This is a genomic window from Ruegeria sp. N11 (assembly GCF_056531525.1).
Genome location: NZ_JBQFLX010000009.1, coordinates 194,784 through 208,988, shown reverse-complemented (window position 1 = coordinate 208,988; position 14,205 = coordinate 194,784). Strand labels below are relative to the sequence as shown.

The 14,205-nt window shown below is 57.8% G+C and carries 11 protein-coding genes and 2 pseudogenes; 1 reads left to right on the top strand and 12 read right to left on the bottom strand.

Translation table 11 applies throughout. From position 1 onward, the window contains the following. Positions 1–99: pseudogene (locus ACR0J8_RS11960) on the bottom strand (IS5/IS1182 family transposase); the annotation flags it as partial. 452 nt (positions 100–551) lie between these two features. On the opposite strand from ACR0J8_RS11960, the pseudogene ACR0J8_RS11955 reads away from it, so the two are divergent. Next, positions 552–1,094: pseudogene (locus ACR0J8_RS11955) on the top strand (IS5 family transposase); the annotation flags it as partial. Here the strand turns inward: ACR0J8_RS11955 and ACR0J8_RS11950 are convergent. The 11 genes from ACR0J8_RS11950 to ACR0J8_RS11900 all read right to left on the bottom strand — a co-directional run bounded on the left by ACR0J8_RS11950 (position 1,080) and on the right by ACR0J8_RS11900 (position 14,184). Next, positions 1,080–2,048 (bottom strand): sugar-binding transcriptional regulator, encoded by a 969-nt coding sequence (locus tag ACR0J8_RS11950; protein WP_480527136.1) that lies wholly within the window; start codon positions 2,046–2,048, stop codon positions 1,080–1,082. The pseudogene ACR0J8_RS11955 and the gene ACR0J8_RS11950 overlap by 15 nt on opposite strands. Then, positions 2,045–3,067: an ABC transporter permease gene (locus ACR0J8_RS11945; protein ID WP_480890362.1), complete on the bottom strand. Its 1,023-nt coding sequence runs from the start codon at positions 3,065–3,067 to the stop codon at positions 2,045–2,047. The genes ACR0J8_RS11950 and ACR0J8_RS11945 overlap by 4 nt, the downstream gene beginning before the upstream one ends. After that, a complete protein-coding gene (locus ACR0J8_RS11940; protein WP_480527139.1) occupies positions 3,067–4,095 on the bottom strand; it encodes an ABC transporter permease in 1,029 nt (342 codons plus the stop codon). Before ACR0J8_RS11940 ends, ACR0J8_RS11945 begins: the two co-directional genes overlap by 1 nt. Next, complete coding sequence (locus ACR0J8_RS11935; RefSeq protein WP_480890359.1) at positions 4,092–5,606, bottom strand: sugar ABC transporter ATP-binding protein; 1,515 nt, start codon at positions 5,604–5,606, stop codon at positions 4,092–4,094. Before ACR0J8_RS11935 ends, ACR0J8_RS11940 begins: the two co-directional genes overlap by 4 nt. Before the next feature lie 209 nt (positions 5,607–5,815). After that, positions 5,816–6,832 (bottom strand): sugar ABC transporter substrate-binding protein, encoded by a 1,017-nt coding sequence (locus tag ACR0J8_RS11930; protein ID WP_480527143.1) that lies wholly within the window; start codon positions 6,830–6,832, stop codon positions 5,816–5,818. 357 nt (positions 6,833–7,189) lie between these two features. Next, complete coding sequence (locus tag ACR0J8_RS11925) at positions 7,190–7,474, bottom strand: putative quinol monooxygenase (RefSeq protein WP_480527145.1); 285 nt, start codon at positions 7,472–7,474, stop codon at positions 7,190–7,192. Between the two features lie 3 nt (positions 7,475–7,477). After that, entirely contained in the window at positions 7,478–9,091 is a 1,614-nt protein-coding gene (locus ACR0J8_RS11920; protein WP_480527147.1) for a GMC family oxidoreductase, read from the bottom strand. A gap of 19 nt (positions 9,092–9,110) precedes the next feature. After that, a complete protein-coding gene (locus ACR0J8_RS11915) occupies positions 9,111–10,121 on the bottom strand; it encodes a zinc-binding alcohol dehydrogenase family protein (RefSeq protein WP_480527149.1) in 1,011 nt (336 codons plus the stop codon). A gap of 4 nt (positions 10,122–10,125) precedes the next feature. After that, on the bottom strand, positions 10,126–11,637 hold the full coding sequence (locus ACR0J8_RS11910; RefSeq protein WP_480890354.1) for an FGGY-family carbohydrate kinase: 1,512 nt from the start codon (positions 11,635–11,637) through the stop codon (positions 10,126–10,128). Then, entirely contained in the window at positions 11,630–12,472 is an 843-nt protein-coding gene (locus ACR0J8_RS11905) for a class I fructose-bisphosphate aldolase (protein ID WP_480527153.1), read from the bottom strand. Before ACR0J8_RS11905 ends, ACR0J8_RS11910 begins: the two co-directional genes overlap by 8 nt. Further along, positions 12,463–14,184 carry a glycerol-3-phosphate dehydrogenase/oxidase gene (locus ACR0J8_RS11900; protein ID WP_480527155.1) on the bottom strand — a complete coding sequence of 574 codons (1,722 nt, stop codon included), beginning with the start codon at positions 14,182–14,184 and terminating at the stop codon, positions 12,463–12,465. Before ACR0J8_RS11900 ends, ACR0J8_RS11905 begins: the two co-directional genes overlap by 10 nt. Positions 14,185–14,205 lie beyond the last annotated feature (21 nt).

Here is a 14,205-nt window from a genome sequence, read left to right as displayed (position 1 = left end):
CACACGCCGGTCATCGACACGCGGCTTACCGTGAGACTTGGGAAAGAAGGGCTCAAGACGCGCCATCTGCGCGTCGGTCAACCAGAAAAGACCAGACATGTTCACCGCTCGTTTTTCAGCCGTGAATCATGCCGACCGCTGGAAATCAATGGGTCCTGACCCTAGCCAACGGAGCATCGAATTAGGACCCATTGACTTGCGTTTTGCCGCGTGTTTCACGACGGGTAACACAAGCGGTGAACATGTCTGGTCTTTTCTGGTTGAGTGACGGGCAGATGGCGCGTCTTGTGCGTTCCTTCCCCAAATCCCGTGGCAGGCCTCTTGCGGGCGACAAACGGGTCTTGAGTTACATTATCTTCATCAACCACAACGGTTTACGTTGGCGTGATGCGCCCAAAGAATACGAACCTCACAAAACGCCTACAACCGCTGGAAGCGTTGGATAAATGAGGTAGATTTGCCGAGATGCGGATTGGTTTGGCGGCTGATCATGGTGAGAAAAAGTCAGTTATGATTAAGGCAACTTATCTTATGGCGCATCGCGCAACGTCCAGTCTGGGCGCCGAAAAAGGGGGCGTGGCCGCGAGATTGGCCGAACCAAAGGCGGTATGAACACCAAGCTTCATACCATCTGTGGCACCCAAGGACGCCCTCTGAACCTGTATGTCACCGCTGGTCAGTTCAGCGATTACATCGGCGCACGGGCTCTCGTTGGCAACATGCCAAAGGTAGATTGGTTGCTCGGGGGTCGCGGCAAAGACGCCGACTGCATCAGGGAAAAATTCGAAGATAAAAGGAAATGCGTGTGCATCCCGGATTGCAAACGGCGCAAGGCAACTCTTCGGTGCGACAAGCGCCGATATAAACGCCGCAATCGGATTGAAATCATGTTTGGCAGGCTCAAGGATTGGAAACGCGTAGCAAAATGTTATGCTCGTTGCCCCAGGGTCTTCCTCTCAACCATCACCCTCGCCGCAACCGTCATCTATTGGCTATGTGCCTTGAGCCTAAGCCAATCCGAATCAATGGCTATTCACACATTCCGGTTAGACGTGGGGAAACGCGACGGATGGATAATACTATTCCTTTGCTGAACTATCCAAAACTGGCTGAGCGGTTATGTCGTCAACCACCAAGGTATTGACGTGTTCGCCATTCAATGCCGCCAGGATTGGCTCAACCTTTTCTTTTCCACTTGCCACGCCAATACGGATGGGAACCAACTTGGCATCTGAAAGCGGCAGGCTGACCAGTCTGGAATTTAGTTCACTGCTGCATAGCTCGCCTGCGGAATTGACCAGATGCCCCAGCAGCTCGGCCCTGACGCCGCTGTCATACAGCTGAATCCTGTTCTCTTCTGACAGGGGGTGAGCTTGGTAGTAGGTTGCATCCTCTCCGGTCACAGCACCCAGTCCCAAAAGCGAGACATTTGCGTTTCGCGCCTGATCCAGCACATCCCGTACCGCTCGGACCGACATAAGCATGTCACGCTCTTCTTTGGTATCGGCGTGCAGGGGGATGTGTATGAGGGTAGCCACACCGCCAAGCCCGTCCGCAATGCGCGTCGCAATATGGTTTACATCCGTATAGTGTTGCCCCTGAACGCCGCCGGTCATTGGAATGACCCTGTTTGATGTGGACCTCTTGGGCCGCAGGTGGTTGGCAACGACGCTCAGCGCCTTGCCACCCGAGATTGCGATGACGTCATCTTCTTGGACAATTTCCTGAAAATACTGGGCTGCGGCTTTGCCGACCAGATCCAGTGTGGTGCCTGCATTTTCGGTGACCGTATCGACGACCAGAAATTCGACACCGGACCATCGCTGCTTCAGTTGGTTTTCCAGATCAAACAACCGTTGGAATGGGCTGTGGATCCGAAACTCGACCATACCCATCTCGCGGCCTTGCTTGATGAGTCGGTTCACCTTGGCGGTCGATAGCCTAAGGTTCTTCGCAATCTCGGCTTGCAGCTGACCTTCCTGAAAATGCAAGGTCAGGACGCGGGCAATCAGGCGCAGGGTATCGGGATCGGGTCCGCTGGCGTTCAACTCTCGTTGTCCTTTCTGCTCACCAAATGGTTCGACGCGGCCGCCAGCAACAACACGGTGCCCACGACCAGAGTTTGGAAATAGGCGGGCACAAGTGTCAACATGCCAACTGTCAGGGACATGATGATCAACGCGCCGATGAAGGATTTTAAAACACGCCCCTCACCGCCGCTGAAGGCTGTACCACCCAACAGAACCACAAGTATAGCGGTTAATTCCATGCCGTCGCCTGACAAAGGATCACCCAGCGACATAAAGCTTGACCGGGCAATCCCGGCCAGCGCAGCGCAGATGCCGACCAGCACGTAAAGGATGATCACCGTACGGGCAGTATTAATGCCCGAGAGTTTCGCCGCCGTTGGGTTGCCTCCGGTTGCCGCCGCGTATTTGCCCAGCTTCATCCGATCCTGCGCAATGATCATCGCAATCGTCACCAGAACGGCCACCCAGAAGGCCCAGGGCAGGCCAAACAGGACGCCATCGCGCCCGTAGTCGTTGAACCAACTCGGCATTTTCAGCCCGCCGCCGGATTTGATGGCCGAGACGCCATCTTCGACCAGCAGCAGCGCAATGCCCTTATAGAGGCTCAGTGTGATCAGCGTTGCAATGACCGGTGTGATCTTCAGCCGGATCACCAGAAACCCGTTAAGCGCGCCCAACAGAACCCCCACCAGAACCGTCGCAATAAAAGCGGGCAGGAAGGGCACCCCGTTGATGGCCAGCAGGGCGTAGACGACCGCGCTCAGGCTCATCGCGCTGCCCACGGACAGGTCGATATAACCCGAGATCATCAGCAGCGTGAAAGCTCCCGCCAGTGTCAGGATCGGGGCCGAGATACGCAGGATGTTGATGATATTTCGCTCGCTCAGGAAGTTGCCACGCTCGAACAGCGGGAACTTGTCCAGGTTGGCGGTGCTCAGCAGCACGACGACAAGGATGAGGACCAGATAGATGTAGTAGTCTTTCAGGAACCGTTTCACACGGTCTCCGGCCCTTGGGTTTTGGGTAAGGTCGGTCATCACGCGTGCCTCCGCGCCAAAGCCCATGTCTGGGCCATGATCGCGATGAACACCGCGATGGCCTTGAGGGTGAACTGCCAGTCCGGTGACAGCACCAACCCCGTCGCGGCCGAGGTCACGGTGGCCAGAACGATCGCCCCAAAGAACATGCCGATGATCGACCCGAACCCGCCGGCAATCGCAACGCCGCCCAGCAGAGAGATGACCAGGGCGTCGAATTCCATCAGTGTGCCGCGGTTGGAAAAGCCCGATTTGAACTCGGATGCCAGCAGAATCCCCACTGCCCCGGCAACAAAGGCGCTGAACAGGTAGAGCTTCACCACATGCCGCGCGTTGTCGACGCCAGACAAACGTGAGGCCACCGGGTTTGCGCCGATCAGATAGGTCAGCCGTCCGAACACCGTCTTACGCTCAACAAAAACGGCCACGAGGATCAGAATCGCCATCAGCACCACCGGCAGTTTGATCGAGGTGCCGAACATGGTCATGTTCCCCAACGTTCCGAAATCCGAGGGCAGGTTGGTGTTGCGTTGCGAGCCTTGGGTGATCACCTGTGCAATTCCGCGCGCCAGCATCATGGTGCCCAACGTGACGATGATCGACGGCACACGCAGCACAACCACGAAGACCGCGTTGATGGCCCCGATCAGCACTGCCCCGATCAGCGCGCAGACCATCGCCAGCGATGTCGGTATCCCCCAGCCTGAAGAAAGTGCATTCGCCCCATCCGTAGACTGCGCGAACCACACCGCTAATACGCCCGAAAGCGCCACGATACCGCCCACCGACAGGTCGAAGTTTCCCGAAACCAGTAAGAACGTGACCCCAACGCCCAGCGAAATCACCGCCCAGTTATTCGTCACCAGGTTCACGACGTTCTGAAACTGGAAGAAGTTGGGCACCAAAACGGAGGCGAGCGCGAAAAGTGCCATGGCGGCCCCCGCTACCAGAGAGGTGATGAACATCTCGTCACTCAGACTGTTGTCCCGCTCAGCCAGCCTTCGGCCCTGAATTGCCTGATCGGTCATGAGTTTTCACCGCCCCCACCGGTAACGACATTCAGGATGCGTGGAATGTCGACCTCTGCCCCGTTTTTGATCTCGGCCTCGATGCGGCCGTCATACATCAGAAAGACCCGGTCGCAGATGCCCAGCACCTCTTCCAGTTCTGACGAAAAGATGCAGATCGCGCGGCCGTTGTTCGCCAGGTCGCGGATCAGATCGTAGATTTCGGATTTTGCGCCCACGTCGACGCCGCGCGTGGGTTCATCCAGCAGCAACAGATCCGCATCAGCGAACAGGCATTTGGACAGAACAACCTTTTGCTGGTTTCCGCCCGATAATTTCTCGGCGTATTTCTCGATGGAATTCGTCGCGATCCCCAACTTGCCGACATACTCGCGAGCGACTTCTTTTTCGCGCTCATCCTGAAAGATGCCGAACCGGGCCAGCTTGCGGATGTTCATGATCGGAATATTGCGACGGATCGTAAGTTCGGTGAACAGGCCCTGCGTGCGCCGTTCCTCGGGAACCAGGGCGATCCCTGCCGCGATGGCTTCCTTGGGCGAGGCCGCGCGTTTGCGGTTCTTGAAATCTATCTGCCCTTCGGCCTTGTCAGCCCCATATATCGCCCGGGCGACCTCGGTCTTGCCTGCACCGACCAGACCGTAAAAGCCAACGATCTCTCCCTCATTTACATGAAAAGACACGTCTTTCAGCAGGTGATTGCTCAGACCTTTGACTGTCAGCAGCGGACTATCCGCAATTTCGCCGCGCGGCTCATAATCATGAGTGATCGCGCGTCCCACCATCATCTCAATCAGTTCAGGGCGGCCGTTTACTTCGGTCAGTGGTTTGGTGGCGATGTGTTTGCCATCGCGCATGACGGTGACATTGTCACCCAGTTCAAAAATCTCATCCAGCTTGTGCGAGATATAGATGACCGTCACGTCCGCGTCCCGCAGCCGCCTGATCACGCCGAACAGGCGCTCCACTTCACGCTCGGACAGCGCTGCAGTCGGTTCGTCCATGATGATGATGCTCGCACCCGAGGACGCGGCACGGGCGATCTCGACGATTTGTTTCTGCGCGACGCTCAGCGAGGACACACGCGCTTTGGGATCAATTGTCGGCTCAATCGCCGCTAGAGTTTTGATCACGCGGTCTTCAAGGTCTGACTTGACCAGAAAACCAAAGCGACTGGCTTCCATCCCCAGTGTCAGGTTTTCCTCGACGGTCAGTTGATCAACCACATGCAGTTCCTGAAACAGCGTCCCTACACCGCTTTCACGGGCATCCTGGGTGCTGTTTGGCTCATAGGCCTGGCCCTGGATGGCCATCGTTCCGCTGGTCGGGGCCAGTGCCCCGGTCAACATCTTCACGATGGTCGATTTTCCGGCACCGTTCTCTCCGACCAGGCAATGCACCGTGTTGCGATCAATGTCGAATGACACGGTGTCCACGGCCCTCACGCCGGGGTAGTCCTTGGTCAAATCCCTGACGGACAGCGCTTTTTCGGCAAAAGCAATCTGCACGATCATCCCCTTTTAATCCGCAAGCCTCCGACCGGCGCAAAGGGCCGCGTCCCTGGATCAAGCTTATCCGAGTTTGGATGCGTTGCCACCAGCGCCGGAACCCCGAGCGGGTTTGAGGTGTTGGAGCAGGCTGCATTGAAAGAACCGGCTGGGCAGATCAGGCCCGTTGTCGGCCAACGGACCTGTTTGCCAAAGCCTGGTTCAGTCAACGTCCATCAGCCACCGAACTGGTCCTTCAGCCACTGCTCGGCCTCTTCCTTTGGCATGGACCAGTAGGAAACAGTGTAGGCCTTGTAGAAAAACTCTTCCGCCGTGTCCGAGGTCCGTTCGATCTTGCCGTCCAGCACATCCATGATCAGGTCAATCCGGCCCTGCGCGGTTTCCACAGGCGGCAGACCCATCGAAACTTTTAGGCTGGAAGCAGGATCATAAACCTGTTCGAACTCGACCGAGTCAAAGTCGACACTGGCCACAATCTCGGTCAGCGGCTTGCCATTGTCGAACTTGCCGCGCCCCAACTGCGCCAGCCCGGCCATTGTTCCCACGGTAAGGTTCGATGCTTCGGAATAGATCAGGTTCACTTCGGGGCGCTGTGTCAGCAGGTCGACGATGATCTGCTTGGCCGCTTCTTGGCCCTTGCTGGAATCCAGCGCGCCCAGATTTTCGGCGTCGGGATCAACCGACAGGACACCTTCGGCAAATGGCGCGGTCCGGCCCGAGTTGACTTCAGTATGGTTTGGCCAACCCAGTTGCACCATGACGATAGGTTTATCGGGATGTGCCTCTTTCCAGGCCCTGGCCATTTGCGCGCCCATCTCGAACGACACGGCGGCTTCATCGCTTCGTGCGGTCGGAATGCCGGTATCCGTGATCGGGCTGAAGAACGAGGTCATGACGATATCATCAGCCAAAGCATCCTCGACACCGGGTGTGGCGGCCTCGGCATCCCAGATGTGCAGCGTGGCAGCATCGAATCCACCTGCTGCAATTTGGTCAACGTTCTGAGTCATGACGGCTGAATCCGCCCGGCCATCAAACACCACCACCTCAGCGCCGTACTTTTCTTTTGCGTAGCGCTCGGCCTCGGCGGCCTGAGACTGGTGAAACACGTTCGACAGGTCAGATACAAAGAACGCAATCCGCTTGCTATCATCGGCAAAAGCTCCGGCGCCTCCAACAAGCGTTAGTGTTGTTGCCAGCAGGCCGGCCTTGAGTACATTCCTCCGCTGCATTTTCTTCTCTTCCCTTTTGTTTTCTCCAGAGTGCGGTCGATCCGGGACAGAGCGTTCCGGAGCCGCGATCTCAGCCAATGCCCCTCCTCAGGAATTGAAACTGAAATATATTGCAGTAATTGTTATTATTATCATTTTGAGGTGTGCAGTCAACGTTTTTGGCGGTTTTGCGGCTAAGATGTTCCGTGAGATCGGCCAGTATATTTTTTGCGTATCTTATTGCTTTTATTGCATATTTTTTCCACCAATGCCTTGCATACTCCACATGCGAATTGCCCCTCTGTCACCAGAACTATGACAGAGAAAAAAATTATGCGGAAACTCAGCAAAAAATCAGAAAAACGAATCCCTTGGCCCTTAGGTTTTGGCCATTTTTTGAACCGAAATCTGGGCCTTTCCCTTTACGATTTCTTTGAACCTGGCCATGTGCGACGTGCGCCCGTGATTGGCAATCGCCTCGGCATCTGACCAGATTTCATGGATCAGAAACTCAGCCTGTCGGCTGGATGCAACAAAAACGTCATAGCTTTTGTTTCCTGCCTCTTCGCGGCTGGCAGCGGCCAGATCATCAATAGCAGCACGCAGCGTTTCCTTGTGGCCGTCTTCCGGCACGATCCGCGCGATAATCACGACTTCCGACACTTGTCAGACTCCCTTGCGGATCATATCCGCCGCCTTTTCCGCGATCATCACAACAGGTGACGCGGTGTTTCCCGAAACGATTTTCGGCATGATCGACGCGTCGACCACCCGCAATCCCTTCAGCCCATGCACCCTGAGATCCGCGCCCACCACGGCTGAGGCGTCCGACCCCATCTTGCAGGTGCCGACGGGGTGGAAAATCGTGGTGGCGATATCCCCGACGCCTTTCACCAAGTCGTCTTCGGACTCCATCACCGGACCGGGCAGGATTTCTTGCGGCTGATAGGGTTTCAGAGCGTTCGCCGTCATAATCATCCGCGCCTGCCGCACGGATTTCACGGCGACCTGTTTGTCATTATCGGTCGACAGGTAGTTCAGGCGAATGTCAGGCTGCGCCTTGGTATCCGCCGCCTGAATATGGCAGGTGCCCGTGCTTTCAGGGCGCAGGTTGCAGACCGATACGGTGATCGCCGGGAACGGGTGCAACGGGTCGCCCAGCTTGTCCGTGGACAGGGGCTGCACGTGGTATTCCAGATCTGGCGTGGCCAGATCCTGGTTGGATTTGGTGAACATGCCGAACTGGCTGGGAGCCATCGACATCGGCCCGGATTGCGTCAGACCATATTGCAGAGCGATCTTCGCCTTTCCAACCAGGGAATTCGCCATCGTGTTCAGAGTTTTTGCGTTCTGGACTTTGAACACCGTCCGTATCTGCAAATGGTCCTGCAGGTTCTCGCCCACACCTTGGCTTTCGTGGTGCAGAGCGATGCCATGTTCAGCCAGCACATCACCCCGCCCGACACCCGACAGTTCCAGAATCTTGGGCGAGTTGACCGCTCCGGCCGCCAGCAACACCTCGGCCTGGGCAAAAGCTTCGCATCGCTCGCCTTTGTGCTGATAGCGCACGCCCATTACCTGTTTGCCGTCGAACAACAGCGTCTCGGTCTCGGCGTGGGTTAAAACACGCAGGTTGGGGCGTTTCATCGCCGGGCGCAGAAAGCCTTTGGTCGTGTTCCAGCGCACACCTTTACGCTGATTAACCTCGAAAAAACCCGTACCTTCGTTATTGCCATCGTTGAAATCGGCGCGCGGCAGAATGCCGAACTCCTTGGCACCTTCCTGCACGGCCCTAAGGATGTCCCATTCCAAACGCTGTTTCGAGACCTTCCATTCACCGCCATGCCCATGCATGTCGGTCCGCCCGGCATGGTGATCCTCGGATTTCAGGAAATAGGGCAGCACGTCATCCCAACCCCAGCCAGTATTTCCCAGCTGCCGCCAGTGATCGTAGTCCGCGGCCTGGCCCCGCATGTAGATCATGCCGTTGACCGACGTGCATCCCCCCAGCACCTTACCGCGCGGATAGGCCAGAGAACGCCCGTTTAGCCCCGGTTCGGGCGCGGTTTTCATCATCCAGTCGGTACGCGGGTTGCCGATGCAATAGAGATAGCCAACCGGAATATGCACCCAGTGGTAGTTGTCTGACCCGCCTGCCTCGAGCAGCAGAACTCGTGTTTTGGGGTCTTCGGTCAATCGGTTCGCCAGAACACATCCGGCCGTGCCTGCGCCGACGATGATATAGTCGTAGTCCCCATCAAGTTGCCGGGCGTCTGTCATGAATTTCTGGTCTTTCTGATTAATACGCGAGGACAAGTTTGCCGATCATGCGGCCGGTTTCAATGATCCCATGAGCTTCTTTCAGCGTGCCCGCCGACAAGCCACGCAGCGTTTTGGTTTCAGTTGTCCGAATGATCCCGTCATCAACAAGTCTGGCAACCCGCGCCAATATCTGCCCCTGACGCGCCATATCCGCGGTGCCAAACAGAGATCGCGTGAACATTAGCTCCCACATCAACGCGGCGGATTTGCCTTGCAGGGCTGAGATGTCCAGCTTTTCATCCGTCTCGACGATGGTCCCGATCCGTCCCTGTGGCGCGATCAGTTCGCACATCGCGTCCCAATGCTGCGCGGTGTCGGCGTATTGGGTGATGTAGTCGACAGTGTCATGCCCGGCGGCCCGGAAATCGGCGACAAGATCGCGGTGGTTCACCACCTGATGCGCACCCATTTCCTTGCACCACTCGGTGGTTTCCGGGCGCGAGGCGGTTGCGATCAGGTGCAGGCCAGTCAGCTTGCGCGCAAGTTGCAAGGTGATCGATCCGACCCCTCCGGCCCCGCCTATGACCAGCAGACTGGCTGGCGTCTCATTGGCGGGCACTTGCAGACGGTCGAACAGCATTTCCCATGCGGTCAGCGACACCAGGGGAAGCGACGCTGCTGCTTCGGGGCTGACCGAGGACGGTGCCACGGACGCAATCCGATGATCAAGCGCCTGCAACTCTGCATATGATCCCGGACGATTGGCATCACCCGCGTACCAGACCCGGTCGCCTTTGGAAAAACCCGTGACCTCTGCGCCCATGTCGCGGACAATCCCAACCGCGTCATATCCAAGAATGAACGGCTCCGCATGATCCTGCTCGGCGGCTGTCCGGATGCGGCGTTTCGCATCTGCGGGGTTTACCGAGATCGCTTTGATTTCCACCAGAAGATCGTTTGGCAGCACGACCGGTTCCGGCAGGTCGACATCCAACAGGCTGTCCTGTGCTTCAATCGGCAGTGATTTCAGAAACCCTACAGCTTTCATTTTTCTACCTTTCAAATGTCGTTTGAGCGTCGTCCCAGAACCCGCGCATCGCTTCGATCAACGCGAGATACTTGGCGTAGCGAGTGTCGTAATGGCGCTGCATCGCCGCATTCGGCTGGAACTCAGAGTCGCGGCGTGTCATCTGACCAATCGCGTCTTCGTATGTTTCATAAGTTCCGGTCGCCACCGCTACTCCGATGGCCGCGCCCAAAGCGCCCGTCTCCTGCGCCTCGGCCACATAGATCGGCACGCCAAGGCAATCCGCGAACATCTGCGGCCAGACCGGGCTGCGTGACCCGCCGCCAGACAGAACCGCCTGGTCGAATCCGACGCCTGCGGTTTTCAGAACCTCGATATGGCGGCGATGCTCGAACAAGACGCCCTCGAACAGGGCCCGCAGCATGTGGCCTTCGCCATGCCAGCCCGCTACACCATAGAACCCACCCCGGAAAGACGCCCCCTGTCCCGAGCCGTAGAGAAAGGGGTGGAAATACGGATCGTCTGGCGCGGGATCAACCTCGGCCACTTTGGCATTGCAGTGTCCGAACGGGTCGTCATGATGACCGCCGCGTTCTACGAACTCGCGCACATACCATTCCAGATTGGCCGCCGACGTGGCACTGGCCTCGATATTCACGAACCGGTTCGGACCAAAACCCGACACCATGAACAAGTCGTCATTGACCGCTGGCGCATCCGAGAAAACCTGATTGATGCTCCAGGTGCCCGCGATGATCGAAGCCTCTCCGGCGCGCACGACCCCCGAACCCATCGCGCTGGAGACCACATCGAAATAGCCGCCGATCACCGGTGTGCCCTCGGCCAGACCCGTTGCGACGGCGGCCTCTTGACTGACGGCCCCGGCAATATCCGCCGGATCGATCAGGCGCGGAAGCATCTCACGCGCATCGCTCAGGCCGTAATGTGCCAACAGGCCGTCGTCATAGGTGCAATCCGGCATGCGAGTCAGGCCGCAACCTGACATGTCCGAAATCTCGCTAACCCGCTCACTGGTCAGCTTGTAGGTTATGAAATCCTTGCACAGCATAACCGTACCGGTCCGCGCATAAAGCTCGGGTCGGTGCCGTTTGATCCAGGCCAGAAGAACCGGGGTCTGAGACGGCCACGGCTTTTGCAGGCACAACGCGTGCAAGGCGTCGCCGGCCACCTCGGAAAGCTCCTCAGCCAGAGATGCGGCATGCGTGTCCAGCGATTGGATGCCGATCAACGGCGCCCCCGCCTTGTCCAGCAGGTAAAGCCCGTTGCCATGCCCGGCACAACCAACGCCGATGATCTGGTCGGGGGTTATCCCGGCCTGGTCGATACATCCGCCGATTACCTGCCGGGCATTTGCCCACAGCTCGTTCAGGTCACGCTCGACATGCCCTGGCTGCGGCGTCGAGGACTGCCCGTCCAGCGCCTGCATCGCCACAGGGCGCCCCTGCAGGTCAAACAGCACAGCCTTGATGACTGTGTTTCCTGCATCCAGCCCCAGAATATACCCGTTCTCAGCCACTGTTATAGATATCCCACGCTTCTTCACCGCTTGCGTTATTGTGGATCATCGCCATCAGAGCGGCCACAACTGCCTTGGGGTTGTCATGCTGATAGATATTGCGGCCATAGACCATGCCCTGCGCGCCCTGTGCCATCAGCGCCGCCGACTTCATCAGAACATTCTTAAGGTCTTCCTTGCCACCACCACGCACCAGAACCGGCACGCGGGCGGCCTCGATCACGCGGTGGAAATCCTCGGGGTTCTCGGTTGGGTCGGCCTTGATGATATCGGCCCCCATTTCCGAGGCGAGACGCACCAGTGTCACGATCTTCTCGGCATTGCCATCCACCTGGTAGCCTCCGCGCACATCGTTGGGCAGCATGACCAGGGGCTCGATCATCAGCGGCATCCCGTATTTATGGCAGGCTGCGCGCACCTTGCTGATGTTCTCGACGCATTGGCGGAACAGTTCAGGCTCATCCGGCAGCATGAACAGGTTCACAACGACGGCTGCGGCGTCCATTTCCAGCGCGCCGATGATCGGTTCGTCTGCGTTTTGCAGCATCGACCACATCACCCGGTGGCGCTGATCGTTGTAAGGGTTGCCCATGTCGATCCGCATCACCAGCGCGGGCTTGTCCTTTTCGGGGCGCGATTGCAGCAGATCGGCTTGCCCGTAGGCACATTGGATCGCGTCCGGCTTGGCCCCGATCAGCGTGTCCATCACACCGGCCATATCCTCCAGCCCGACCATAAAGCTGGGCTCGTTGCAAACGCCGTGATCGATCGCCACATCCAGACATCCCCCGTTCGTGAACATCCGGTTCATCCGGGCCTTGGTGCTTACACGCATTCTGTTCTCCGTTCCTTGTTTCGTGCGGTCAGAGCCTCGGCGGACACGCCGTGAAACTCGGACAATTCGTGGATCAGGGCTTGGGTCTGATCGGTAATTTCTTGCTGGCTGAGACCACGCTCATCGACAAAGATGCCGCCCAGCCGGTCCAACAGTACTTCGGAAATCTGACCTGTTATGGCCAGCGCGGTCCGGCGCAGGACAATGTCGGACAGGGTTTCGACAAATTCGGTGCGCATCAGCCAGATGATCTCGGCCCTGGTGTAAGAGCAGCCTGCCGCCAGAGGCGTGTCGTCAACCAACTGGCAGAACAGCGCAACATCATCCGCTTGACTGCCGTAGTGCCCGATCAGGTGTTGTGCGCGATCAGGTGTAACGTGGAATTCTTCTTCCAGCCGGCTTTCCAAGGTACGCGGATCGTCGGGGAACAGCGCGCCGCCGCCAATGGCGAGCCCCAGAGTCGAAGTTTGCCGGGGCTTGCCCAACTCGGCCAGAACCTCATCCCCGGTCTGTTCTCCAAAAGCGCGGAACGTGGTCCATTTGCCGCCGACCATGCAGAACTGGGGAACAGCTCCGTCCAAACGTCGCGTGAAATGGCCGCGCGATATTCGACCGGTGAAATCTTGATCGCTGCGCGGCAACGGACGGATGCCGCTAAAGCTGAACACCACCTGGTCGGGCGTGACCTTGATCTTGGGAAAAACCAACCGAAGTGAGCCGAGGATGTAGTCGAGTTCCTCCGGCTCGCAGCGCACCCGCGCGGCTTTCTCGACGCGGATGTCAGTCGATCCGGCCAACACTTTGCCCTGATAGGGGAACACGATGCACACCCGCCCGTCCGTGTTTTCGAAATAGACCATATGCCCACCAAGCGCTTGGCATAGCGCCGGGTTTTCGATGATCAGGTGCGAGCCCTTGGTGCCCGAGACCATCTGCTCATCCAAGGTGCCACCCAGGACTTGCATGGTATCGTCCAGCCAAGCGCCGGTCGCGTTTACGATTACCCTTGGATCAAGTTGCAGGGTGTCGCCGCTGCGCCTGTCGATCACTGAATAGCCATCGCCATCTGTTGCCATCTCCGCGTAGTTGAGGGCAACGCATTCCGGGACCGCGATCTGAACGTCGCGGATCATTTCAACGCATAAACGTTCGGGATGGGTGATCTGCGCGTCGTAGTACACCGCTGAACGTGTGGCTTTTGGCGTTAGCGCGGGCCAGTCCTTGCGTGTGCGACCAACGCTGTTGAAATGATGCCTGGGCAGAATTCGCCGCTTGCGCGTCACCCAGTCGTAAAGCGACAGGCCAAGCTTGATCGGCACCGCCCCTCGGCTGGAGGGTTTGCCATGCCGGCCGAAAAAGCTCGCCGCTGCATTGAACATTCCGGAAAAGACCGAGGTAATCGGGATCACCGTCGGCAATGGCCGCACCATGTGTGGAGCATTCACCAAAAGCGCATCGCGTTCCTGAAGCGATTCCCGCACCAAATCGAACTCGCCGTTTTCCAGATAGCGCAGGCCACCATGGATCATCCGGGATGGCGCGGCACTACAGCCCGAGGCAAAATCGTTGCGTTCGACCAGCAGCACCCGCAGCCCCTGCAGGGCAAGATCGCGGTAGACACCGATCCCGTTCACGCCCCCGCCAATCACCACCACGTCAAACGCGGCGTTCTCGCGCAGTTTTGTCAGGTTTTGTTGTCGTTGTTCTGACATGATGGTCCTGTTTTTCGCGAA

Excerpts from the sequence above, each read along its gene's own strand:
- ACR0J8_RS11945 (WP_480890362.1), bottom strand. The coding sequence starts at position 3,067 with ATGACCGACCTTACCCAAAACCCAAGGGCCGGAGACCGTGTGAAACGG.
- ACR0J8_RS11940 (WP_480527139.1), bottom strand. The coding sequence starts at position 4,095 with ATGACCGATCAGGCAATTCAGGGCCGAAGGCTGGCTGAGCGGGACAAC.
- ACR0J8_RS11935 (WP_480890359.1), bottom strand. The coding sequence starts at position 5,606 with ATGATCGTGCAGATTGCTTTTGCCGAAAAAGCGCTGTCCGTCAGGGAT.
- ACR0J8_RS11930 (WP_480527143.1), bottom strand. The coding sequence starts at position 6,832 with ATGCAGCGGAGGAATGTACTCAAGGCCGGCCTGCTGGCAACAACACTA.
- ACR0J8_RS11920 (WP_480527147.1), bottom strand. The coding sequence starts at position 9,091 with ATGACAGACGCCCGGCAACTTGATGGGGACTACGACTATATCATCGTC.
- ACR0J8_RS11915 (WP_480527149.1), bottom strand. The coding sequence starts at position 10,121 with ATGAAAGCTGTAGGGTTTCTGAAATCACTGCCGATTGAAGCACAGGAC.
- ACR0J8_RS11905 (WP_480527153.1), bottom strand. The coding sequence starts at position 12,472 with ATGCGTGTAAGCACCAAGGCCCGGATGAACCGGATGTTCACGAACGGG.
- ACR0J8_RS11900 (WP_480527155.1), bottom strand. The coding sequence starts at position 14,184 with ATGTCAGAACAACGACAACAAAACCTGACAAAACTGCGCGAGAACGCC.